General features: G+C 48.8%; 18 protein-coding genes. 5 read left to right on the top strand and 13 right to left on the bottom strand.

Going from position 1 to position 23,389, the window contains the following annotated elements; genetic code table 11:
* Window positions 1–36: 36 nt before the first annotated feature.
* Window positions 37–234: a hypothetical protein gene (locus LKK83_RS25250; RefSeq protein WP_324634207.1), complete on the bottom strand. Its 198-nt coding sequence runs from the start codon at window positions 232–234 to the stop codon at window positions 37–39.
* On the opposite strand from LKK83_RS25250, the gene LKK83_RS25245 reads away from it, so the two are divergent.
* Window positions 233–364 (top strand): hypothetical protein, encoded by a 132-nt coding sequence (locus LKK83_RS25245; RefSeq protein ID WP_324634206.1) that lies wholly within the window; start codon window positions 233–235, stop codon window positions 362–364. The two genes, LKK83_RS25250 and LKK83_RS25245, sit on opposite strands and share 2 nt — an antisense overlap.
* 480 nt (window positions 365–844) lie before the next feature.
* On the opposite strand, the gene LKK83_RS25240 is transcribed toward LKK83_RS25245, so the two are convergent.
* A complete protein-coding gene (locus LKK83_RS25240) occupies window positions 845–2,653 on the bottom strand; it encodes an NYN domain-containing protein (protein ID WP_324634205.1) in 1,809 nt (602 codons plus the stop codon).
* A gap of 71 nt (window positions 2,654–2,724) precedes the next feature.
* Between LKK83_RS25240 and LKK83_RS25235 the strand changes: the two genes are divergently transcribed.
* Complete coding sequence (locus tag LKK83_RS25235) at window positions 2,725–4,233, top strand: UbiD family decarboxylase (protein ID WP_324634204.1); 1,509 nt, start codon at window positions 2,725–2,727, stop codon at window positions 4,231–4,233.
* Window positions 4,234–4,430: 197 nt separating this feature from the next.
* Here LKK83_RS25235 and LKK83_RS25230 read toward each other — a convergent pair whose 3' ends face one another.
* Window positions 4,431–5,639 (bottom strand): methyltransferase domain-containing protein, encoded by a 1,209-nt coding sequence (locus LKK83_RS25230; RefSeq protein WP_324634202.1) that lies wholly within the window; start codon window positions 5,637–5,639, stop codon window positions 4,431–4,433.
* Between the two features lie 826 nt (window positions 5,640–6,465).
* Here LKK83_RS25230 and LKK83_RS25225 point away from each other — a divergent pair.
* Complete coding sequence (locus LKK83_RS25225; protein WP_324634201.1) at window positions 6,466–7,635, top strand: WecB/TagA/CpsF family glycosyltransferase; 1,170 nt, start codon at window positions 6,466–6,468, stop codon at window positions 7,633–7,635.
* A gap of 197 nt (window positions 7,636–7,832) precedes the next feature.
* Here the strand turns inward: LKK83_RS25225 and LKK83_RS25220 are convergent, their stop codons facing one another.
* Window positions 7,833–10,025 (bottom strand): VPS10 domain-containing protein, encoded by a 2,193-nt coding sequence (locus LKK83_RS25220; RefSeq protein WP_324634200.1) that lies wholly within the window; start codon window positions 10,023–10,025, stop codon window positions 7,833–7,835.
* Window positions 10,026–10,252: 227 nt separating this feature from the next.
* Here LKK83_RS25220 and LKK83_RS25215 point away from each other — a divergent pair, with 227 nt between their 5' ends.
* The gene (locus LKK83_RS25215) at window positions 10,253–11,044 is read left to right on the top strand and encodes an FkbM family methyltransferase (protein ID WP_324634199.1); all 792 of its coding nucleotides are present in this window, start codon (window positions 10,253–10,255) and stop codon (window positions 11,042–11,044) included.
* A gap of 139 nt (window positions 11,045–11,183) precedes the next feature.
* Here the strand turns inward: LKK83_RS25215 and LKK83_RS25210 are convergent, their stop codons facing one another.
* From LKK83_RS25210 to LKK83_RS25175, 8 genes are all read right to left on the bottom strand, one after another.
* The gene (locus LKK83_RS25210) at window positions 11,184–12,179 is read right to left on the bottom strand and encodes a glycosyltransferase family 2 protein (RefSeq protein ID WP_324634198.1); all 996 of its coding nucleotides are present in this window, start codon (window positions 12,177–12,179) and stop codon (window positions 11,184–11,186) included.
* Between the two features lie 110 nt (window positions 12,180–12,289).
* Window positions 12,290–13,309 carry a glycosyltransferase family 2 protein gene (locus LKK83_RS25205; RefSeq protein WP_324634197.1) on the bottom strand — a complete coding sequence of 340 codons (1,020 nt, stop codon included), beginning with the start codon at window positions 13,307–13,309 and terminating at the stop codon, window positions 12,290–12,292.
* A gap of 129 nt (window positions 13,310–13,438) precedes the next feature.
* Window positions 13,439–14,716 carry a lipopolysaccharide biosynthesis protein gene (locus tag LKK83_RS25200; RefSeq protein WP_324634196.1) on the bottom strand — a complete coding sequence of 426 codons (1,278 nt, stop codon included), beginning with the start codon at window positions 14,714–14,716 and terminating at the stop codon, window positions 13,439–13,441.
* The gene (locus LKK83_RS25195; protein ID WP_324634195.1) at window positions 14,667–15,770 is read right to left on the bottom strand and encodes a phosphotransferase; all 1,104 of its coding nucleotides are present in this window, start codon (window positions 15,768–15,770) and stop codon (window positions 14,667–14,669) included. Before LKK83_RS25195 ends, LKK83_RS25200 begins: the two co-directional genes overlap by 50 nt.
* Window positions 15,771–15,864: 94 nt before the next feature.
* Window positions 15,865–16,881: a glycosyltransferase family 4 protein gene (locus LKK83_RS25190; RefSeq protein ID WP_324634194.1), complete on the bottom strand. Its 1,017-nt coding sequence runs from the start codon at window positions 16,879–16,881 to the stop codon at window positions 15,865–15,867.
* Window positions 16,881–18,146, bottom strand: coding sequence for an O-antigen ligase family protein (locus tag LKK83_RS25185; protein WP_324634193.1), 1,266 nt, complete (start codon window positions 18,144–18,146; stop codon window positions 16,881–16,883). The genes LKK83_RS25190 and LKK83_RS25185 overlap by 1 nt, the downstream gene beginning before the upstream one ends.
* Entirely contained in the window at window positions 18,143–19,630 is a 1,488-nt protein-coding gene (locus LKK83_RS25180; RefSeq protein WP_324634192.1) for a GumC family protein, read from the bottom strand. Before LKK83_RS25180 ends, LKK83_RS25185 begins: the two co-directional genes overlap by 4 nt.
* 689 nt (window positions 19,631–20,319) lie before the next feature.
* Window positions 20,320–21,948, bottom strand: coding sequence for an NAD(P)H-quinone oxidoreductase subunit 4 (locus tag LKK83_RS25175; RefSeq protein WP_324634191.1), 1,629 nt, complete (start codon window positions 21,946–21,948; stop codon window positions 20,320–20,322).
* A gap of 374 nt (window positions 21,949–22,322) precedes the next feature.
* Here LKK83_RS25175 and LKK83_RS25170 point away from each other — a divergent pair, with 374 nt between their 5' ends.
* Window positions 22,323–22,538, top strand: a complete 216-nt coding sequence (locus LKK83_RS25170) for a hypothetical protein (RefSeq protein WP_324634190.1) — start codon at window positions 22,323–22,325, stop codon at window positions 22,536–22,538.
* Window positions 22,539–22,708: 170 nt separating this feature from the next.
* Here the strand turns inward: LKK83_RS25170 and LKK83_RS25165 are convergent.
* The coding region (locus LKK83_RS25165) for a hypothetical protein (RefSeq protein WP_324634189.1) at window positions 22,709–23,389 on the bottom strand (681 nt) is incomplete at its 5' end.

Genomic DNA, 23,389 nt, shown 5'->3' with positions numbered 1-23,389 from the left:
AGGCACATCTATCTAGAAAAAGAGATAACTTTCCAGTTAGATGTTAATTTGGATTGGAACCGCCCGGGGTTCGGCATTGAAGGCATAGGCGATCGCCTCGGCAGCCATCTCGGCGCTGAGCATTTTCTTGCGGTTCACCTTGAGACTGACGTTATCCCAAAACGGGGTATCCACACCCCCGACATAAAACAGCGTCAACTTCATCATCGTGTCGCCGCCCAATTCTTCCACCATGCAGTTGCTCATTCCCACCACGCCAAACTTCGAGGCTCAGTATGCCCCCGCCATTGGCATGGAGTGCTTTGCCCCAAATGCCCCCACGGTGCAGATGTATTATTTGGTGGTGGCAACTAAAATGGCATAGGCAAAAACCCCCACAATAATAGAGGGCACGCTGCTTAAAATTACGGTAATAAATCGGATGAGAGAAGTTCCAAATAAAATCATATACCCTCTGGATGTGGGATGAGAATACTGTTTAAAAAATTGATGAGTCCTTATTTAAAATAAATCCGGGGTTTTAAGAGGGGGTGATTTTCAGTTTAAGCGGGCTTTAATGTTGGTTTAATCGGGTTAATTGGTAGGGAGAAAATAGGGAATAAATCGATAGAGACCCTTTCGGGAGGGGAAAGAAAACTGAGGCGCGGTTTTTTTTAAGCGATTAACCATTAAATGGGGTAAAAGGGTAGACAGGGAGAGGTCAGCGCCCTGAGGGCAGGCGAGATTGCCCTACCCGAAGCTCAGCCGCCCTTTGGGTGTCTGGGGGAATGGCTATGCCAAAAGCTTGACGTAAGGCGACAAGAAGGGGGCGGGAGGTGGTTTCCCAAATGAGATGCCGATCGCCTTATTTTCCCCTTCGCGACAGACTGACTTGATAGATTTTGCCCTGTTTTCTCAGCTCAAAGACGGGAGAAGATTTGAGAAATTGAATAAATTTGCCGCCAATTTTCAGATGATGTATCATTTTCTTAATTGGCACGCCATACTGGTTGTAAAATTCGGTGGCGAGGCTAGACACCCGCACCCAATTGCCCGCACTTTTCAGGATTAAAGTTTTAATCAGTTTTGCCAGGGATTGTTCCAGTTCGGTGGCGGAGTTGATATCGGGAAAGGTTGTGGAGGCGATCGCCACTTCATATTCCTTGTCTTTTTTCTTCAAACTAAACGTAGAACAAGACAGCAAAAACTGCAAAAAGTTTTCGCCCAATCCCAATTGAGTGACAATCTCGCTTGGTTTTTGCCCGTACATACTTTTAAACTCTGCCCCGAGGGTTCCGGTAGAAACCTTCACCCCAGGAAACTTAATTTTCATTGCTTCTATGGTTTCTGCCAGAGCTTTTTCCAGTTCTTCTCTGGTTTTAAAAATGGTAGTAAATATCGCCGTGCGAGACCCAGCAGCGCCATTGCCGTTGGGGGTTTTGAGCGTAACGGGCGAGCCATTGGCGGTGAATGGTGCGCTAGCGGAATTGGGTTGAAGGGGATCGAAAACCGTGACAAACACTTCAGAGTTATCCGAGAGTTTATGGATAGCAAAATATTCGGGATACTCCAAAAACAGGTTCTGAGGGAGTTTGTTTGGATAGTGAGCGGCGATCGCCCGTTCCAGAGTCAGATTATACCGCCGTTCAAACGCCGCCGAAATTTGCGAGAGTTCGATCCACTGCTTGGCGGTTCTTTGCTGTTGTTCGCGAATGAGTTGCTGAATCTTGTCCAGCCAATGTTCGATGGGGTAAAATTCCGGCAGACTGCCGATATCGTACTGCTGCGCTTGATGGGTTTGGGTATTGACAATCGTCACGGTTTTGCCATGTTTGCGAACCAGATAAACTGTTAACCCCAAGGTTTGCAAAGTAGTACACAGATGGGTCATTACTGCATCGGAAGAACAGACTAGCACTTCCTTAGCATTGGGATAATGCACGAAAATCGAAGAACCCACCGTTGCCATTTTCACATCGGCGCTATCTTTGCCCACGGGAACGTGAATCATTTCGTAATGACGAGCGTGTAGTTCTACATCTTTTTTGCCCATTCTTTGCCAATTGGCAAAGGCGATTTTAATTTGCAACTCGTAATGACAGACCGTTTTGAGAAATTCTTCCGTTTCTTCGTCGAGGTTTAAGTTTTCTGCATCCAAAAGCAAGATGGCGATCCCGGAATCTTTGTCAGAGGCGATCGCCTCCTCGGCGTTTCCCGGGGCGTTTGACGCGGGCGCATAAGTCCCATTGTCGGTAGCGGATCCCTCCGGAGGGGTGAGGGAAGCGGAAACCCGGTTTTCCAAGCTCAGGGAATGCCAGTCAGCACAAGAATTTGACTCCCTGTGGGAGTCGCTGTGGGTCAGATACCCGATCGCTTCCATCAAGGCGCAGAACTCGGCAGAGACGAAAAAATGCGGGGTGACAAAGGTTTGCAACAGCTTGATTGCCGTTTGAATCACGGCGGCGCTATCTTGCGGTTGTCCCAGTTTTTCTGCCAACTTCGCGGTGAGTCTCCCTTGAAATCCTTCCTCATGCCAAGGTTGGTGGCGAAATTTTTCTTTCACCCATTGGGGGTGGCGTTGATGAGTGGCGCGAATCGCTTGGTACATCAAGCGACTCATGGAGGCGATCGCGTCGAAATCCCGATCGGGCGTCAAACTGGGTGCATCTGGCATAGCAATCCAAGGAATTGGTTGGGTCTTCTTTCATCCATAATAAAAGAGGATAGCTTCACAAAGAAACAATCATGGCACGAGACTTGCGCGGATTCCTGAAATTGCTAGAAGACAAAGGACAGCTACGGCGGATTGACGCTTTGGTGGACCCGGATTTGGAAATTGCCGAGATTGCCAACCGGATGCTGAATGCCGGCGGACCGGGATTGTTATTCGAGAATGTAAAAGGGGCGGCGTATCCGGTGGCAATCAATCTGCTGGGGACCGAACAACGGGTTTGTTGGTCGATGAATATGGAAAAACCAGAGGAATTGGAGGAACTGGGCAAAAAATTGGCCATGCTGCAACAACCCAAACCGCCGAAGAAACTCTCTCAAGCAGTTGATTTTGGCAAGGTCTTGTTTGATGTGCTTAAGGCAAAACCGGGACGCAACTTTTTCCCCCCCTGTCAGGAAGTCACCCTCAAAGACGACCAACTGGATTTAAACCAATTACCCCTGATTCGTCCTTATCCGGGGGATGCGGGGAAAATTATTACCTTGGGATTGGTAATTACCAAGGATTGTGAGACGGGCACGCCCAATGTGGGGGTGTATCGCTTGCAATTGCAATCGCGCAATACCATGACCGTGCATTGGTTGTCGGTACGCGGGGGGGCGCGACACCTGCGCAAAGCAGCAGAACGGGGTAAAAAGTTAGAAGTGGCGATCGCCCTCGGGGTCGATCCGTTACTGATTATGGCGGCGGCAACCCCGATTCCGGTGGATTTATCGGAATGGCTGTTTGCCGGACTCTATGGCGGTTCTGGCGTTGCTCTCGCCAAGTGCAAAACTCTGGATTTAGAAGTGCCGGCAGATTCGGAATTTGTCCTGGAAGGCACCATCACCCCCGGCGAAGTGCTTTCCGACGGCCCATTTGGCGACCACATGGGTTACTATGGCGGTGTGGAAGATTCCCCGCTGATTCGCTTCCACTGCATGACTCACCGCAAAGACCCGATTTATCTCACTACCTTTAGCGGACGTCCCCCGAAAGAAGAAGCGATGCTGGCGATCGCCCTGAATCGCATTTATACCCCCATCCTCCGCCAACAAGTCTCCGAAATCGTTGACTTCTTCTTGCCAATGGAAGCTCTCAGCTACAAAGCGGCGATTATCTCCATCGATAAAGCCTACCCCGGGCAAGCCCGTCGCGCCGCCTTGGCCTTTTGGAGTGCATTGCCCCAGTTTACTTACACCAAGTTTGTCATTGTTGTGGATAAGGATATCAACATTCGCGACCCGCGTCAAGTGGTTTGGGCGATTTCCTCCAAAGTTGACCCGGTGCGCGATGTATTTATTCTGCCGAATACACCGTTTGATACTCTGGATTTTGCTAGCGAAAAAATCGGTTTGGGCGGACGCATGGGTATCGATGCCACAACTAAAATTCCCCCAGAAACCGAACATGAATGGGGCGAACCTTTGGAGTCAGATCCGGATGTGGCCGCAATGGTCGATCGCCGTTGGGCAGAATATGGCTTGGACGATCTGAATTTGCAACAGGTCGATCCGAATCTCTTTGGCTATCAAGTCCACTAACCCTTACCCCTTTTTTCTGGTTTTTCTAGAGCATCAAGCCTCTGTGAAATCGATTCAATTGAGTTAGGTAAGATGCCTCTTCTTGTAGAGACGCGATCGCTCGCGTCTCTACCGGGTTTTTACCACCTATCAAAATAAACGAAATTAACCCGCTTTCTGCCCTGGTTTATTCCCCGGCGAATCCCCCGATCGCCGATTTAACCACAGGAGTTTTCCGGGGCACAGCAATCGCTATTTTCCGGGGTAAAGGTTTCGCGGTATTCTAAGCCTTTGGTTTCCCGGGGGTGGCGGGTAGTGCTGCGCTGAGAGTCAAATTCCTTGGCATTTTCAAGGGGAATCGTTTCGTAGGGTTCTACGGGGATGACATGGGGATGATAAGGACCGTTGCGATCGCATAAAATTTGGAAGGTTTTGTGGCCAACTGCCATGCGATCGCCGCGCCGATAAATATGACCATCATCGTCTAACACTTCTTTCCACGGGCCTTTATAAATCACCGCTTGATTGCGTTCCCACTCCGGGCCTTCTTTACCTTTAAACGCTTGTAGGGTAACGGAACGAAATTCAATCCCCGCCACCACTTGCCAAGGTTCCGACTGTCGGGTGAGAATTTCGATGCCGTAAAATCCCGCTTCTTCAAACATGTTCAAAAAGGCATCTTCTCGGAAAGCACCGGCGATACATCCACTCCACAATTCCGGGTCGTTGATAATTTCTGGCGTCGGGTCTTCGTCGCAGACAATATCGGAAATTACCGCTCTCCCGCCGCGTTTGAGGACGCGATAAATTTCGGCAAACAGTTGTTGTTTATCTTGGGGACGGACTAAATTGAGGACGCAATTAGACACCACCACATCTACACTGTTATCGGGAATCAGGGGTGCCTCTCGTCGCAGGCGATCGCAGTGAGCCTCAAAATGAGATACTTGTTCGATTTCGGCGATCGGATGCTCGGTTAACCAAGCTTGAGCCTTCTCTAAATCCAAGGCCAAATCTTGAATTTTTCCTTTAACAAACCGGGTATTTTGATAGCCGATTTTCTCGGCAATTTCCCCTTGGTACTTGCGCGCTAGGGCGAGCATTTCGTCATTAAAATCAACGCCGATTACCTGACCCTCTGCGCCGACTTTTTGCGCCAGAATATAGCAGATTTTTCCAGCTCCCGACCCCAAGTCTACTACAGTTTCCCCAGGGTTGACATAGCGGCTGGGGTCCCCACAGCCATAGTCTTTTTCCAGGATTTCCCGGGGCAGGATTTTCAGGTAGTTGGCTTCGTATTCTGTGGGACAACACAGGGCCGCCTCTACCTGACGCGCGCCTCCTTGATAGCGCTCTAGCACAGCGTTTTCTGGGTTATAGGGGGTGGCGGTTTGGGTGAGGTTTGGGCGGTTTTTGCTCTGGGTCATTAGTGGTTTCTCCTTTTGCGATCGCTGAATTGAGCTGACCTAAGTTTGGGTGAATGTTCCCGGATAGTAATTAGACCCATTATATAGCGGGATTGAAGCTGATGCAAAAGCACCGGTTGCTTGCCCCCGCCAGATAAGGTGGGCAATGCCCATCCGATAACGCCGGGAAATTTATCTCCCGGCAATTATTATCGGGGGAACTGAACCCCATTGCAAGCGGGTCAAAATATATCAAATCATATGCCGATGAGTTTGAGCCAAGAAAAGGCTGAGGAAATGCTGAGCGATCTAAAAATTTAGGGATTGGTGCCAGGGAGGCGTCTTCCCGGGGGGGGGGGAGTCAGAATCCCTCAACCTTTGTGTAAACTTATGCAATCTTTTAAGATTTCTTTATATTTACCCCCCCTAATTACTCATCTAGGGGTGGTTGACAAACAAAGAAAAGTATGCATAAAGCCAAGGACGATTGTTCGCCGGAGAGAATTTGACCCCTAACAATGATGGAGTGGGGAGAAACAAATTTGAGAATGTACCCTTATAGGCAGATGTTAAGTTGCCAGTAAAAATGCAAGATTATGGGGTAAGGTGACAAAATAATTTCTGTTGCCTAACGAAAAAAGAAGAAGCCGGCGAAGAAGAAAAAGGAGCCAACCTGAGTCTCACCTGGCGTGCGATCGCGCTTGTTCGCTCTTTCCACCTCCTAACAGGGGTTGAAAGATAGGGATTGCCGAGACCACAGAATCATTCCCTTGCCTGCATCTTCTTGACCGCGTTCTATCGGATACAACCCGATTAAATTTTTTCTATGCTATTGGGGGTTTTTTCAATGAATCAAGTTCAAATTTTAAACGTCGCGATCGATAACCTGTCCAAACAGGAACTCCTCCACCAGCTCAAGGGTGGCGGTATGGTGGTGACGCCGAATGTAGACCACTTAATCAAGTTGCAAAAAGATCCGGATTTCTATGACGTTTATCAAAATGCCGATTATCGCATTTGCGATAGTCAAATTGTGAAGATGATGTCCGGTGTACTGGGGACGCCGATTCGAGAGAAACTCTCGGGTTCGGACTTGTTCCCCGCATTCTATAACTATTACAAAGATGATGAAGAGGTGACAATTTTTCTGCTGGGGGCAGCAGAGGGCGTGGCGGCAAAAGCCCAAAAACGGATTAATGAAAAAGTGGGTCGCGAGATGGTGGTTGGCACCTACTCACCCAGTTACGGGTTTGAAAAGAACCCGCAAGAATGCGAAAAAATTATCCAGATTGTCAATCAATCCGGGGCAACCGTTTTGGCGGTGGGTTTAGGTGCGCCGAAGCAGGAAAAATGGATTCACAAATACAAGAACCGGATGCCCCATGTGAATTTATTTATGGCTATTGGTGCGACGATTGATTTTGAGGCGGGAAATCGCCCGCGATCGCCCGAATGGATCAGCCAAATGGGTTTGGAATGGGCGCATCGCCTGATGTCGGAACCGCAACGTCTGTGGAAACGATATCTGGTTGACGATCTACCTTTTTTCTGGCTGATTTTAAAGCAACGTTTGAATCTTTATGGCTATCAAATGCCTGTCGGTCAGCTCTTGCAACAGGCGGGTTTGCTATCGCGCGATCGCGTAGAGCTGATTTTGCAAGAACAAGCCCAAGAAAGCCACCTGAGATTTGGCGATTTGGTGGCGCGGCGCGGTTGGCTGGAACGTCAAACCATTGACTTTTTTGTAGAACAGTTTCCCAAATTGCCGAGGGCAAAACAAAAAGAACCCTTGGGTCAGTATTTCAAACAAGCCGCACTGTTAGACGACATCCAAATCCGCAATATTTTAAACTATCAGCAACAAGAACGCGGATTGCGCTTTGGTGAAATTGCCGTACTCAAAGGCTGGGTTCAACCGGAAACGGTGGAGTTTTTCATCAAAAACTTAAAGGCAGAAAAACAAGCCCAGTCTAAAGTGTCTGCTCGACACCCTATTCCGATAGCGGCTAATTTTTGACCCAGTTTTTGGTCAATAATTTTGCCTTCAGGCCAGAATTATTGTTTGAATCGCCTACAGTCCATGCAGAAAGCCAAAAAAACGGAGTTCGTCATAGTCGGAACTCCGTTTTTTTTTGAGTTTAAAGGGATGGATGCAGCAGTAGTAAACCCTCTCTACCCAGGGCAAATGCACTACTGCGTCCATCTCATTCCGGTTCAATTCGAGGGAATTGACTTATAATAAACGCCGCGACCTTTAGTGCCTAAAAACACCAAGCCAAACTGCTGCTTGCTGGCTTCCATTACCGTCGGATCGTTGCCAATAGGATTGTCCGGATCGCCGATATCGCTCCAAGTTTCTCCCAAATCGAGAGAGCGGAAAATTCCATTGCCAAACCCGTCAACATTTCCATATAAATACAATGCGGGAATGTCGCTGCCGGCGGGAGGTTTGCCAAAGGCAAATAAATAGGCTAGTTTCACGTCTGGAATTTTGGAGAAGGTTTCGCCGCCATCAGTAGAGCGATAGAGTCCTTCCCAATCCAGACCCACCCAAACTTCTCCTTCCACGTTGGGATTGGTTTTAATTGCATACCAATCTTCATCGGGTAAATCGCTGTTCGTGGCACTAAAAGATAAGCCGCCATCATCGCTGCGGTAAACTGTGCCATCGTCGAAGTAATAAAAGCGATTTCCATTCACAGAATCGGCGACTAAAGGTTGCGACCAATTCCAAGGGCCGTAGATACCTTTCGGCAATCCTTCCACGGTTTGCCAAGATGCGCCGCCATCGGAAGTTTGCAGCAGGTTTTCTTCGCTGGCGCTGACCACAAATCGCTCTGGATCGGTGGCGGAAACTGCCACTCGGGTGGGCATTAAATTGTCCGGAAAGTTGGGAAATTGTTGCCAAGTCATACCGCCATCTTTGGAGGTTGCTCCATTAAAAGTGGAGTTCCAGCGATCGCCCCCGACGCGCACTAAGTGCTGCGGGTTTTGACTGGAATAATCAATGCTGTAGGTATCCTGAAAGCTTTCATTGTTCTCATATTGGAATTTGCGCTGGGGATAGTTGTCTAATCGGGGGTGATAAAAGCCTTCCACATCAGCAACGGCACTGAGTAACAATGCGCCTTCTGGTGGAGATACCAGGTCAAATGTTACCAGTTGTTCGTGACCGCGTTCGTAATTAGTCCACACCACGGGATTGGCGTTAAAATCATCGGTACGCCAGACGCCATACCAGTCCGCAAACCAGACGCGATCGGGAAAATTTGGATCGAAAGCAATGTCAGAAACGTGATTTTTGAAATATCGCTCGGGCCACCAAGGTACGGTATGATTGGCGGTGTGATTTTTTTCGGTCCAAGTGGAACCGCCGTCGCGAGAATAATATGTTTTGGTGGAACTGATATCACCTAAACTGACAATAATTCGATTCGGGTCGGTGGGATGAAGGCTCAACCCATTAAATAGAGTGGAGTCGTCATTGTTGGTTTGGGGGGGCGTAATATCTTGCCAGGTACCTTCAGTATATTTGCTCACCCCGGTGGCATGGGTGACGTATAGGGTGCTATCCGGGTCGATCGCCAATTTCATGGCTTTTCCGGGACTTCCTTCCATTGCGCTCCAGGTTTCTCCCGAATCTGTCGAACGATAGATGCGATCGTCATAGGCGGTGGCATACAATTGCCCTGGCACGTTGGGGTCGAAGGCGATCGCCACAATGCCGATTTCCGGATCCGGATTGGCGGGAAAATTGCTGACGGCGGTCCAACTCATGCCCCCATCGCGCGATCGCCACAATCCATCTTGGCGCGACCCAAAGAAGAGCAAATTGCTATCAACCGGACTCACCGCTAAGCGATCGCCGGTCCAGCGCATTTCTTGGTTCCCGCCCATCGCCACTTCCAGATCGGACTTCACCCAAGTTTCGCCGCGATCGGTGGACTTAAAAATCGTGCCCGGTTCTCCCCAGGTATATTTCCCCGCTGCAATATACACCACATCGGGATTCGCCGGATCTAGTGCCAAATCTTCTCCCCCGTAGTATTCCTCCTCAGACAAGGGAAAATTATCCGTCACCGCTATCCACCGTTTATCCTCCGGATGCCAGCGATAAAATCCGCCCACATCGGTGCGGGTATAAACGAGATTCGGTTCTTGGGGATGAAGTTCCATCCCCGTCACATATCCCCCCCCGCCAATCGATACATTTTTCCATTCCGAGGAAAACTGCGTCTGCGACGGCTCAACACTGGCCACCGAATTGGCATCGGAAGCACAACCACTTATCAACAGCGGTTGCAAGAAAACCACCGCCAGCAGCGTTATCGCAGCAGTGGAAAAAGAGCGCCAGAAAGACCGCTCTTTTGATGTTACTTTATGCAGCATTGTCCAGTTTTTTTTCACCCTTTCACTACATTAATTATTTTAGCGAATAAAATTGGCGAGTTTCACCGGGGCGGGATTTATTGTCCATTATTCCCCGGACTCTTTTGAGGGTGGAAATCGGTGTCTAAATTTACAAAACTTCAATTTTGGTGACAAAATTGACAAACCTCTGAAAAAATTCTACAATAGAAATATTAATACAAACCATTGGCAAAGCCAAAAAGCTTTAAAGCAAGGAGTATATTGTGGTAAATGTAAAAGTTAGATTGGAAAATGCGGTAAAAGAGTCGGTTAAAGGCACCTTTATGGAGCCGCTTGCTAGAAGAGTGGCCGATATTATTAATCCTCCCAGCCCTGACGTGATTGCCAGTCGCAAAGATGATGCGTTGGCCTATCAGATGATGGAACGGATTTTAGACAAATCCTCCAACTGTATCGATATCGGCTGTAATATGGGGGATTTTTTAACAAAAATCATCGAATTTGCCCCGGAAGGTCATCACTATGCATTCGAGCCAATCCCCCATTTAGCAGAGCGGTTGAAAAAAAGATTTACAGAAGTTGAAGTCAAGCAGGTGGCGTTAAGCGATAAAGAAGGAGAAACCACCTTTTGGTATGTGCCGAATGCCCCGGCGCTCAGTGGATTAGAAAAACGAGACTATACGCGATGGGGCTATAAAAATGTGGAACCGGAACCTCTGCCAATTAAAATCAAAACCCTGGACAATCTCCTCGACCCGGATTTTCCAGTTCGCTTCATTAAATTGGATGTAGAAGGTGCGGAAATGCAGGTTTTCCAAGGGGCTAACAGAATTTTAAAAACCTATCAGCCTTACTTGTATTTTGAATACGGACGCAGTGCAAAAGACTATTACGAAACTACGCCGGAAATGATGTATGATTTCCTGGTGAAAGAATGTGGGTATAAACTTTATAGCGTTCGCAATTGGTTAGCCGGAGTCGAACCTTATAGTTATGAAGAATTTGTCCGCACCTATAAAGGCGGTTCTGCTTGGAATTTCTTAGCCAGTCCCTAGGGATTGCGAATCCTAAGAAAGAAGCAATTAGGCTAATTATATTTTGCCTAGAGATTGGTGAGAAGGCGGTAGAGATGCGATTAATCGCGTCTCTACCATTCTGCTTGACCCGCATAAACTGGGAAGGAGAAAAAGGGGATTAGGAAGGACTGCGGTTGAGTTTAGTTCCTTGTCCTTCAAACCACAAATAAACGGAAGAAGGCATCAAGTGCAGGGCATAAGCTGCCATTAAAGTTAGAATACTGCGGCGGGGTTCTTCCAATAAAATTTGCCAGTAGGTCAACAGCGATCGGTTCATCAAGTCTACCGCCATCGAACCGTTTTTGACTCGTACTGCACTGCGGGCGAGATATCGCAATTCGTAAGCTCTCGCCATATTTTCCCAGGGCGCGATCGCCTCTGGTGCATAAGCGCGAATTTTTTCCAATACCTTCTCTTTGCTTTCTAACTGCTTGATAAAATTCGCAGAAAGTCCGCCGGTGTTGACCCGATAGAGGGTCAGCGGTTCCGGAATTCCCTGGAATTTCCAATCGGTTAAAATGGCAATTCGCAACCAACATTCGATATCCTCAGACTGACGAAAGGACTCGTCAAAATAAAAATTTTCTACCGTACCGTAGCGATTTTCGCTAAAGCGAATTTCCGCAAAAACTTCTCGGCGAATTACCGGGGTGGAACCATTGCCCATCGGACTTCCGCGCAACAAAGAAGGAATATCGATATGGGTGAGCTGTGGCATCAAATACTTACCTAACAATTGCCCTTCTTCGTCCATTAATGCCGAAGGACAAAAGCTTACGCCCACCGGGGGAGAATTGTTTAAATGGTCTACATGTTTGGCGAGTTTTTCCGGACGCCACAAGTCATCGCTATCGAGAAAGGCTAAATACTCTCCGTTTGCGTGACGGATGCCGGTGTTTCGCGCCCCCGCCAATCCGCGATTTTCCTGGCGGATGATTCTGATGCGCGGGTCGTCAAATTCGGTCTCGCAAATTTCCACACTGCGATCGGGGGACCCATCATCTACAATCAATACTTCAAAATTAGAATAGGTTTGCGCGAGAACCGATCGCACCGTGTCGGCAATATATTGTTCCACGTTGTAAACGGGAATAATAACAGAAACGAGTTGCATGGGTTGACTCCTAATAGCAATTTGTAACAGCAGTTTTTTTTGGATTGACCGAGGTTGCGATCGCGCATCTTGGCGCTTTGTGTCCCCACCGGTGAGGGTGGGGGAATCGTTTACTGCTGACTTTGGACGATTTGATTGTGTTGATTGCTGCCCCTGAGTTTCATCGCTATCGATTCGAGGGGTTTGTACAAGAATTGCGGTAAGAAAGACATGGTATAGGCAGCACCTACAGTGACACCAGTGCGGAGGGGTTCTTCAAAGAACATTGTTGGATGAGTGGCGATCGCTTCATTGACCAACTGGCGCGCCATTTTTCCATCGCGCAGGGTTACGGCGCGACGTGCGAGATATCGCAAGTGATAAGCTCTGGCGGCATTTTCCCACTGCGCCACCACCTTCGGCGCATAAGAGCGGGTTTTTTCGATGACCTGTTCCCAAGAATCTTGCTTTTTAAGCAGTTTAGCCGAGATGCCTTCAGAATTGACCCGATAAAGGGTGAGATTTTCCGGAATTCCCTCAATTTTCCAATTAGTTTGCAGGGCGATGCGGAACCAGCAATCCAAGTCTTGCGACCCTTGCAAACACTCATCCCAATAAAACATTTCCGATTTTCCGTAGAGGTTATCTTCAAATTTGATATCCTCAAAAACTTGCTTGCGAATCACCGGACAGGAACCATTGCTAATCGGATTTCGACAGATTAAATCGCCGATGGTCAGGTTGGTGAGTTTGGGCATTTGATAGATGCCGAGGGGATTGCTTTCTTCGTCGATAAAGGCAGAACGACTGTAGCTGATACCCAGTTTGGGCGATCGCTCCAAATGCTCCACATGTTTTTCCAGTTTTTCTGGCAACCACAAATCATCGGAATCCAAAAAGGCTAAATACTCGCCTTTGGATTGGCGAATGCCTTCATTGCGGGCTGCATTGGCTCCTTTATTTTCCTGACGGATAATTTTAATGCGCGGATCGTCAAATTGCTGACAAATTTCCACACTGCGATCGGGAGACCCATCATCGACGAGAATTAACTCGAAGTGGGGATAAGTTTGGTCGAGCACGCACTGCACGGTATCGGCAATGTAGTCTTCTACATTATAAACCGGAACGATTACGGAAACTAATTTCATAAGTACACTCCTGATTGAAGTTTAAGTTTTCTTGCGTTTAGATGTAAGATGAACTCCACAAAATCCGCTATTTTTGGCAGATTTGGGGTTCAGTTTTGGCAGCAGGGGTTTTCCCCTGCGCCGCGATGTTCAACCTTTTTTGTTAAAGGCATACCGACTCGCCCAGAAGGTATAGGCCGGTAAGGCGATCGCGTGAATGATTAACACGGCGATCGCGACCCCAATGGCTTGCCACTGCACCCCGAAAAAGATGCTGAGGGTAAACATAAAGGTAAAAATGACATTCCAGCGAAAGTCGATATCGGGTCTGCCAATGGCAATCATTAGCTGTGAGGCAGCTTGTCCGAAGGGGCGCGGAATTGCAGACAAACAGATGAGCATCAACACGGGAATGGCTTCAATCCATTTTTCCCCAAATACGATGGGCACGTAAAATGGGGCTAAACTCGATTGCAACACGGCAAGGGGAATAATCAGTGCCGCGATCGCTTTTAAGCTCTTGTAATATTGACCCTTCATTTGGCTGAGGTTTTCTCGCATGTTACACAAATGAGGCAATAAGGCGGCTTTAATCGATTTAATGATGCTCAGACTGATTCCCAATCCGGCATTAAAGGCAAAGAAGTAAATCCCTAATTCTTTAATTCCGAGAAATCGCCCCACGAGCAGATAATCTAAATTCGTTCTCAGGGTTTTTAACAGTTCGACCCCCAAAACATTTTTGCCGAAGTTAAAGATTTCTCCCCATTTGTCTTTTCTAAATCCCCCACTGGGACGCCAAGAATGGTTTCTTAAGTAAATATAAACCCACAGGGGAGCCACCAGCACTTTGGGAATCACGATCGCCCAGACGCCGAATCCCAAAGGACCGAGGAAATAGGCGAGGGCTAAGGACATTAGATTGCTCGATCCTTGTACTGCCGTATTGTTAATAGCGCGGATTTCTAAGCGATTTTCTCGGCGCAGCAAGATAGCTTGAACCACGGCTTTTGGGGTAATCAGAAGCACCATTCCCATGACGCAGATGGGCAGGATGAGATTGCGATCGCCATAGAACCAAGCAATCGGAAAGGAAGCAAGGCACTGGCCTAAGAATAAGCCGGAATACAGCACCCAGCTCAACCAATAGGCGTTTTTGCACAAGTCTTCCAATTCATCTTCATCGGCTTGCACCAGCTTGGCACCAATTCCAATGTCGGTAAAGACAAAGGTAAATTCATAGGTGGTTAATACAATGGCGGCTAACCCATAGTCGTATTTAGTTAAAAACCGAGCTAAAACCACGGTGGTCAGCAGGCGAATGACCCGGATAGCCATTTCTGCGCCCGTCAGCCAACCAATATTTTGAACGAACTTGTTATTGAGCTTTTTCTTGACTTTTTGTTGAACCGTTGCAATATAGTTCATGTGTCCATACCTTACGCCGCCAATTTTGAGGAGGTTCCTCGGGGAGATGTCCGTCTTCAAGCATCAACTGATAGCTTTTATAGGCAGTTAGTCGCGCGATCGCCTCTGCTTCTGCCACCGTGAGTTTGGCATCGGAGGCATGAGAGAGAAACTCCACAGCATACTCCATTGCTTTCCCGGGAGGCCAATTTAAGTACCAGTAGGCGACTTGTAAGAGGTAATAGGTCAAATCCATGTAAGGGAAACCCTCGGGAGAACCATATTCCCAATCGATGGCCACAATTTTGCCGCCTCGGGTCTGCAATATATTCCAGGGAGAAAAATCCCCATGAAAGGCCACCACCGGCCACTTGCGATGCCGCAGGGCTTCCAGCCATTGGAGGGCGTGAGGTTCGGCATCGGTGCGAAAGGCATTTACCCAAGGATGCGCTTCTAGGGGTACCGGATCGCTCACGGTCAAGCTGTATATATAGCTGACAATCTCCGGGGAGGGTGGAAGCTGTGTGGGAGTAATGTGCTTTCCGAACACGGGGGTGATGAGCAATGCTTTGCCCCGACCCAAGGTGCCGAACTTCAGGGGCTTGGGATCGCGAGAAACGCGAGACAAGACGCGATATTCGCGAGCGAGTCTCTCACAAGCCAGGGGCTTTTCCCCATATTTGAGGTATCCCACAATCTGATTTTTGCTGTCCCACAGTTGCAGGGTCAGTTTTTGGGCCTCTCCCGGAACCCCGACGGAGATGGCGGCCCACTGAAAGTCAGGCAAGACATCCCGGACGAACTCATCGACGAGTAACTGTCTGCGGGCGTCGCCGATGCGCGCGGGCAGGAGTCCCAGTGCCGCTTTGACTCTTTGTAAGAGACGACCTACCTTGGGCGGTAGGTACAAAAATTTGTAGGTTTTTGGCTTGGGATAGGGGCACAGGAAACTTCCTTTCCATCGCTGCCAGAAGGTCTCTGCAGGCACGTAGAGGCGCGGTTGCTGCCAATTGGGAAGGGCGATCGCTCGCGTTCCCCGTTTGAAAAATTTCTCCCATTTAACGGTGTGGTTCATTGTTCTACCCTTTTGTGAAATGAATGTTGTTGCGTCCAGCTAATGTGCTGTTATGGGTGATGTGACGCGCTGTTGGAGGTGATGCGATCGCCTGTCATGGCACAACTTCGCGATCGCTCAACTCGCACAGAAAGGTCTTCCATTGGGTCAAAAAGCTCTCTCGGGCTTGTTTGAGAGAATCTCGCCCTTGTTGGCCCCAAGCGAGTAAATCGTCTTCGCTTAATCTGGCGATCGCTTCGGCAAGCTTCACCGGATCTTCTACAGGCACTAACACACCGCACTCTTGTATCTGTTCGCTTAACCCATCGATATCCGAGACGATCGCTGGTTTTCCCGCCGCTTTGGCTTCCATACAAACCAACCCAAACGGTTCCCATCGCGAGGGAATCACCACCGCATCGCTTTGCTGCAAAAAGCTGGGAATATCATCAACCCGCCCGCAAAAGGTAACATTCTCCAATTCTCGTGCCAGTTCGTGCAATTCGCCTTGCATCGGCCCATTGCCGGCTACATATAAATTCACCTTGTCTTCTGGCATCAGTTTCATCGCCTCCATCAACACATCAAATCCTTTTTGTTCGCAAAACCGCCCATAAGCCACCACATTAAGAGGAGAGTCAGCAGATTTTTGCGGGATTTTAAAAAAGTTTTCCAGGCGAGTATTTGGCGGAATCACTTTAATTTTATCGGGTCGAACCAGGTTATTTTCCTGCATCCATTCCGCCTGACGTTCGGAAACGGCGATGACGCGATCGGCCAAACCATAGCATAATCGCAGCATCAAGCGAAATCGAAACCGATTCGGAACTTTATATTTTTCAAAACCGGCACTGTAATGATGCTCGATAATGGCAATTTTTGCCTTTTTCTTAAACAGCCATAACGCAAATAAATAGGGCAGCTTGCGCCACGAACAGGCTTGATTGATAATCATTATATCCGCATCGAGCCTTCCCCATAACACATCAAGGAGAGTTAGCTCGCCGGCAACCACATCAAACATTTCGCTGAGCTTGGAGTGTTTCATATTTTCAATGGTAGTTTTCACTCCGCCCAGTTTTTGACAGTAGTCGCTGGCTAAAAATACTTTGGCTTTTGGAACGTTCATCATCAAGATGCCTCCCGAACAACTGCATTATCTTTCAATCCCATTCCCACAATAATTAATCCCGGCCAATAGATATAAGCTAACGCTTGAATGCTCTCGGCAAAGGTAAACAGGAACAGGATTATCATAATCGCAAATCCCACTTTGGCCACCTGAGAATAATAGGATTTCACTAATAATACCGTAAAACTCCACAGGAAGGCAAATCCCAAAGCGAGACAACCGACCAACCCATGCAGAAAAACCAGACCGAACCAAGTATGGTGAGAGCCAATCGGCATGTTTTCTACCACTTTTGGCCCTTGTGGCTCGATAATGCCATGCCCCCAAATCGGAGCTTCAGTCCGCCAGCGATAGATCGCGATTCTCCCCAGCAGGGCGCGCACGTAGGAAGACTTGGCACGTGCTTGGGTAAACTGACGTTTGAAATTTTCCATCATTTCGATGACCGTGGGGGCGTACATGCCCAGCAACGCACTGGCAAATCCTGCGGTAAATTGCATCCAAGGTTTCACGAGCTGACTTAACCCCCACATGGCAAGGGGCACGAAGAATAAAGCCACTAAGGATAACCGAGACGCTGAGGAGATAATCATCGCCACCGCCCCCGCCATTCCCAACCAACGCCAGACTTTGCTGGAATCCTGGGCGGACAACCAAAAATAAATGTTGGCCACCAATCCCAGAGCAGGTGCCCAGGGCGCAAATAAAAACATGCGGGGCTTTTCGTCCGCAGGATCGAACTGGTACATTAAATAAACGTTATACAAATCGCTCCCCCCAAACACCGAGAGCGGCGAGGTATAGAGTTTGCTGGGAAGGTTGGCGGCATAAGCCAAATACCCGATGGGCACTAAAATTAAGCTTTGAACGCACAGAATGGCAACCGCTCGATAAATTAACTGGGGGCGAATTTTTAGATGTGCTGCCAGGGGAAATAAGGCCAGCAGTACCCAATTTCGCAGCCAACCATTCACCGAGGACTTGGCGATTTGAGTCAGCCCTAAATTGTAGTCGATATGTCCGGCAATTAAGGCAACTTCTATCAGGAGAATGCAGACAATCCAAACCCAGTTACTCAGGCAAAGGGTAATCCGCTCTTCTGGGGGAGTCTCGTCGGTTTGCATCCACCATTTTCTCAGGAGATAAAAGGTCAGTATGTAGGCTAACATCGGCCCAAACACATACTGGGCACCCATGAAGTAGATGATATAAGTGCCGATAATGTAATACCAAACTAATTTTTCGGGAAAATTTTGCGGCTTCATCGGCTAGAGATGTGACTGGGATTTTGCGTATGAGAATCGGCTACAATCAGCGGGTTGTGCGGCTCGCTTCGCTTTCTCTGCTTGGCTTTTTGCATGTGGCGATCGCGCAGCCACAAGGCGATACATCCGGTGCTTAAAAATACCGTGGCCATCCCGGCTCCCAAAATCGCATATAATGTCTTCGGCGAACTCGGCTCTTTCGGCACCTTTGGCGGTCGGATCATTTGAATCTGCGGATAAACCGAAAACACCTTGGACTTACTCATATCTAACTGCGTTAAAGTAGAAGAAAATACCGCTTCGGCAATTTGCACGTCACGCTTTAAATTTTCCAAGGTGGATTCTTGCACGGAGAGCTTTTTCAGCCTCCCTTCTAACCGCACAATCTGTTGGTCTAGTTCTCTGTTTTTTGCGACAAGTCCTTCATTCTCTGCTTGAACGGCAATCAATTGTTGCATTAAGTTCTGTCGCATTCCCGCTGAGGTGCTGCTGCTACCTTCGTTGATTTGGGTTTCCCACTCGCGAGGATTCACCGGACGCCCTAAAACGGCTTCGGAACGTCGCATCAATGCGGTTCTCGCATCATCTATCTCTTTCTGCTTGGCGAGCATTTGCGGATGCTGGGCTTTATAAATGGAATTCAAACTGACTAATTCCGCACTGGCTTGTTTGTATTTAGTCAAGTAATCCTGAAACATCGGATCCGCTTGCAGCACGAATGCCTCGTTTGCCTCTTGCGCTGTCAGTTCTAAGTCCCGGGAGAGCTGGTTCAGGCGCGCGTTGGTTTGTTGTTGTTGCGCTTGGAGTTCGGCTTTTTGTCGCCGCAGGTTTTCCACGTTAACTGACAGGTCTTGCACTTGTTGCACCGAACTGATGCTCGCGGTTGCTTTGTATTCTGACAACCGTTGTTGGGCTTTTTGCAAGTTTTTCTGCGATCGGCTCAATAGCTTTTGCAAGGTCTGGTCTTGGGCGGCCATTTCTTGGGTTCTCAGTTCGTCCAACCGCTCTTGAAAGGCTTGGTGAAGGGCGATCGCTTTTTCTTGCGCCAGTTGTGCGGTCTCTCCTTTGATGCCAAATATCATCAAGGTGGTGTTTCCCACTACTTCGATCCGAGGTTCGCCAAATTTTTTCACCGGGATATTCACATCCTGCGCGGCGGCGGCGATTACGGCTTCGCTATCGGCGATGAATTTATAGTTCTCCCTCGGATCGTGGGATTCGCTTTTGTAAGGAGAGTCGGTTTGAGAGGAACTTCCGCCAATTCCGGGAACATCTACTTTGGTCATGGAACTGACTCCGGGCATGGTAATCGCCCACTCGGTGGCGTAACTTGGTGCTTTTAAGGTCAAATAGGCGATCGCTGCTCCCCAAACCAGGGCATTCGTCACCAGTCCTAACCCGAAATAAATGGGCCAGCGTTTGCTGGACTTGCGCGACCCTGCTGAAGAATTGTAATTTTTTAAAGTGGCTGTAAAATCGGTCATTATTTTATTCTCTCCTCTTATAAGCTCGGATAATTTGGCAATTCATTTAATCGGGATTGATAACTTAAAAATTTATCTGGGCTGTCAAATGCGCCTCGGAACCGCGATCGCGATTCCTCGCTATCAGCAGCGCCGATCCGCTACCCCTTCCCGTTACAGCAGGTGAGTCCTCTCAGGAATAGGGTTGAGTGTGGTTCGGCTTGGGACTCGGTGGGAGTGCGATCGCCGACCCTTTAATCCCCCATTTCGGGTAGGTCTGTGTGCTTTTGGGATTTCCCAACCCCTACTTACAAGCCGATACACTCAAATATTTTTCTTTTTCCTCCACACAATTCTCTTCGATCGGTAGCACCCATCTCATCTGTCATTGGGCTGAAGTTTCTCATTCTCAAGAATGTCTCTTAATTGACACTCATCTGGGAAAAATTACTATATCCTGACAAAATTCTTCCATGACCATAAAATCTCATTTTTGTCAATCTGTAATGCTGCTCAAAAAATAGAAGGGCTGCCCACCACTTTCTCCCTCTATGGGCAAAGGGGGACAGATGTTCAGATGGAGAATTTTTGTTCGAACCAACTATAAATTATTGCCAACTGGTAATAACTACCCAATAAAAAAGCCTGCTGACGCAGGCTGGGGAGGGGAGGAAAGGGGCGCAGGCGCGATCGGCCGCCCCCGATTTGGCTCAAGCCCCTTTACCCAATTCGGCAATGCTAAATAACCCTTGCACCTGGGGACGCGGTACGCTGGGGGCAAAAAACCCACCAGAGAACAGACGCTCTTGCTCTTGAGCAAAGATAGGCAGAGCATTCTGAACCTCAGCCGCCACTTCCGTGGTTTTCACATCATAGGTTTGAGTCGCCACCTTGGGATACAAGCCAATTCCCACAATCGGAACCAACAAGCAAACGGCGATCGCGATTTCGCGGGGTTTCGCATCCACCCATTCCCAAGAATCCAAACTTGCGGCTTCATTTTGCTCGCCGTAGAACACCTGACGCAGCATGGAGAGCAAGTAAATCGGCGTCACGATCAAGCCCACCGCCGCTAAGAAAATCACCACCACTTTAAAGATGCTGCTGTAAGCGTAACTCGAGGCCATGCCCAAAAACACCGTCAACTCGCTGACAAAACCGCTCATTCCGGGCAACGCCAGAGACGCCATCGCACCCGCCGTGAACAGGGCAAACACTTTCGGCATGGATTTGGCCATTCCACCCATTTTGTCCATCATCAACGTATGAGTCCGTTCGTAGGTCACGCCAGAGAGGAAGAACAACGCCGCCGCAATCAAACCGTGAGACAGCATTTGCAGCACCGCCCCGCTAATTCCCAATTCGGTTAACGAAGCAATTCCAATCAGCACGAAGCCCATATGGGAAATCGAAGAACAAGCCAAACGACGCTTCAGATTTTGCTGTCCGAATGCGGTGAGCGCGCCATAGACAATATTCACCACGCCCAAAATAGCTAACACGGGAGCAAAAAACAGATGAGCGTTGGGCAGCATTTCGATATTCATCCGGATTAAAGCGTACCCGCCCATTTTCAGCAGCACCCCTGCCAAAACCATCGAAACCGGGGCAGATGCTTCGCCGTGAGCGTCCGGAAGCCAGGTGTGCAGCGGGAAAATCGGCAGTTTGACGCCAAAGGAAATCAGTAAACCCGCATAGAGAACCAATTCCAGGGCGATCGGATAATGCTTGGCACTCAGTTGCGCCATGTCAAAGGTGACGGTATCGCCATAGAACGCCATTGCCAAGGCTCCCACCAAAATGAAGATCGAGGCTAATGCGGTGTAGAGGATAAATTTAGTAGCAGCATAGCGACGCTTCGGTCCGCCCCAAATCGAAATCAGCAGGTAAACCGGAACCAGTTCCAGTTCCCACATTAAGAAGAACAGCAGCATGTCCCCCGCCGCAAACACTCCCATCTGGGCGCTGTACAGAGCCAGCATCAGGAAGTAAAATAAGCGCGGCTTGTAGGTGACGTTCCAACCGGCAAAGATGGCCAGGGTGGTGACCAGTCCGGTTAACACGACTAGGGGCATGGAAATGCCATCCACCGCCACGGTCCAGTTCAGTCCCAGTTGCGGCACCCAGGCGTAGCTTTCCACCAGTTGGTAGTTGGGATCGTGTAAGTTATAATGCCGCCAAAACGCAAAAATACTCAGCGCTAAGTCCGCCAGCCCCACGCCGAGCGCATACCAACGCACGGTTTTACCGTCTTTATCGGGCAGGACGGGAATCGCTAAGGAAGCGACGAGCGGAAGAAGAATAATAGCGGTTAGCCAAGGAAACGCAAGGTTTAGCATAGATGAGAATAAATACTTATCGCTGTCCTTTACAGTTTATTAAGCGATGTGAAGTTTTGAAAAGGTCCGTTACGTAAGAATAACGAATATGAACCATAAGTAAGGATAAATGCTTATTCGATTCCGGGGCGGTGGCGAGGGTGTAGCCTGAGCAGTTGTCCGGTGCGAACTGCCCTCCCGCCCCCGGGCGGCGGTGGGTGCTGCGAATGGGAGGCGCAGGAGGAGAACTTTTCAATTGCGATCGCAGTCACAGGGATACTACTGAGATCGTCACATCCGGTCCCCCAGGATTATCACAATGGCCTCTGCCTTTGAATCACGGTCTATCTGGGGAAACTGGGCGAAGATAAAGATGTCGAGTTCAAAACAGTCCTATGCCTTCCATCCAACTTCTCCCCGGTGCCATCTCTGAATTACTCGCCACTGTCAAAGACACTCGTTCCATCACCCAAGCCGATCGCTACGGTCTGATGGCTGCCATCATGGATGAAACCCTCTGCGAAGAAGACCGCTTCTGCCTCGATCGCCTCCTGCGCTCTCTGTACCGGGGACGCATTCAAGTGGTGGATGAAGTCTCTACGGTTCTCTAATTCTCGCGATCGGGTAAGTCAATCTCCCACGGACAGAACTCGACATTCTTCCCTCAAACCGATTTATCCTAATTTTCTTCTTCACCAAACCATTTCGCCACCCCCCCCAGGTGGCGATTGCTGTTTTTGGGGATCCCACTTTATCCCCGATTCCTCTTGCAAATCTGTTGCTATGTCGCGTCAGTCCTGGTGCCTTGCATTTCACCCACCCGGGACGACTCCCCCTCCAATTGCGCTTTGAGTTCTTGGTTCTCCTGCTTCAATTGCGTTAATTCCTTTTGGGCGTCATAGAGTTTGGCATTCATCTGGGCAATCTTCTCTTGCCAGCGCAACATCATGGGGTTTTGCCCGGGGTCTTTATAACGCGCGATCGCAACCTTGGCCTTTTTCAACGAGTCTTGCAGTTGCTCGATTTCTAATTGCTTTTCTGACGAAACCGCCTCGATTTCCTCCGCAACCTCCTCTCGCGTCAAATATTCATCCGCAGGAGGCAAAAACACATTCACCAATTCGAGTTGTTCCTCTTGGCAAATAATCGCTACCCGCTGACCAGAAAGCCGCACCTTAAACCGATCTGTCCCAAACTCTTGCAGGATTTGACCAATACAGTGGCGATATCGTTGTGCTCGGTGCTTGACAATTCGCACGTAGCTGCCAACGGTGAGGGGTCTCGGTTGCTCTGTCTTTTCTTCCAACGCCCGATTTGCCTCCTCCAACTGCTGCTCTAACACCATTACCTTGGCCACTAAGGTCGTATTGTCGGTGTATTTCATTTTCTGCTCGTTTCTTGCCATCTCGAACGACAGTTGGTTGTAGCGCTGCTGCAAAGCGTAGAACTCTCTTTTGAGCTG

The sequence above is a fragment of the Phormidium sp. CCY1219 genome, assembly GCF_035615515.1.
GTDB lineage: Bacteria > Cyanobacteriota > Cyanobacteriia > Cyanobacteriales > Laspinemataceae > CCY1219.
This window is presented reverse-complemented; position numbering and strand designations above follow the sequence as displayed.

Coding starts and splice junctions, on each gene's coding strand:
- LKK83_RS25235 (WP_324634204.1), top strand. CDS start 2,725: ATGGCACGAGACTTGCGCGGATTCCTGAAATTGCTAGAAGACAAAGGA.
- LKK83_RS25205 (WP_324634197.1), bottom strand. CDS start 13,309: ATGAAATTAGTTTCCGTAATCGTTCCGGTTTATAATGTAGAAGACTAC.
- LKK83_RS25240 (WP_324634205.1), bottom strand. CDS start 2,653: ATGCCAGATGCACCCAGTTTGACGCCCGATCGGGATTTCGACGCGATC.
- LKK83_RS25200 (WP_324634196.1), bottom strand. CDS start 14,716: ATGAACTATATTGCAACGGTTCAACAAAAAGTCAAGAAAAAGCTCAAT.
- LKK83_RS25175 (WP_324634191.1), bottom strand. CDS start 21,948: ATGCTAAACCTTGCGTTTCCTTGGCTAACCGCTATTATTCTTCTTCCG.
- LKK83_RS25195 (WP_324634195.1), bottom strand. CDS start 15,770: ATGAACCACACCGTTAAATGGGAGAAATTTTTCAAACGGGGAACGCGA.
- LKK83_RS25225 (WP_324634201.1), top strand. CDS start 6,466: ATGAATCAAGTTCAAATTTTAAACGTCGCGATCGATAACCTGTCCAAA.
- LKK83_RS25170 (WP_324634190.1), top strand. CDS start 22,323: ATGCCTTCCATCCAACTTCTCCCCGGTGCCATCTCTGAATTACTCGCC.
- LKK83_RS25250 (WP_324634207.1), bottom strand. CDS start 234: ATGGTGGAAGAATTGGGCGGCGACACGATGATGAAGTTGACGCTGTTT.
- LKK83_RS25190 (WP_324634194.1), bottom strand. CDS start 16,881: ATGATGAACGTTCCAAAAGCCAAAGTATTTTTAGCCAGCGACTACTGT.
- LKK83_RS25230 (WP_324634202.1), bottom strand. CDS start 5,639: ATGACCCAGAGCAAAAACCGCCCAAACCTCACCCAAACCGCCACCCCC.
- LKK83_RS25180 (WP_324634192.1), bottom strand. CDS start 19,630: ATGACCGATTTTACAGCCACTTTAAAAAATTACAATTCTTCAGCAGGG.
- LKK83_RS25245 (WP_324634206.1), top strand. CDS start 233: ATGCAGTTGCTCATTCCCACCACGCCAAACTTCGAGGCTCAGTATGCC.
- LKK83_RS25185 (WP_324634193.1), bottom strand. CDS start 18,146: ATGAAGCCGCAAAATTTTCCCGAAAAATTAGTTTGGTATTACATTATC.
- LKK83_RS25210 (WP_324634198.1), bottom strand. CDS start 12,179: ATGCAACTCGTTTCTGTTATTATTCCCGTTTACAACGTGGAACAATAT.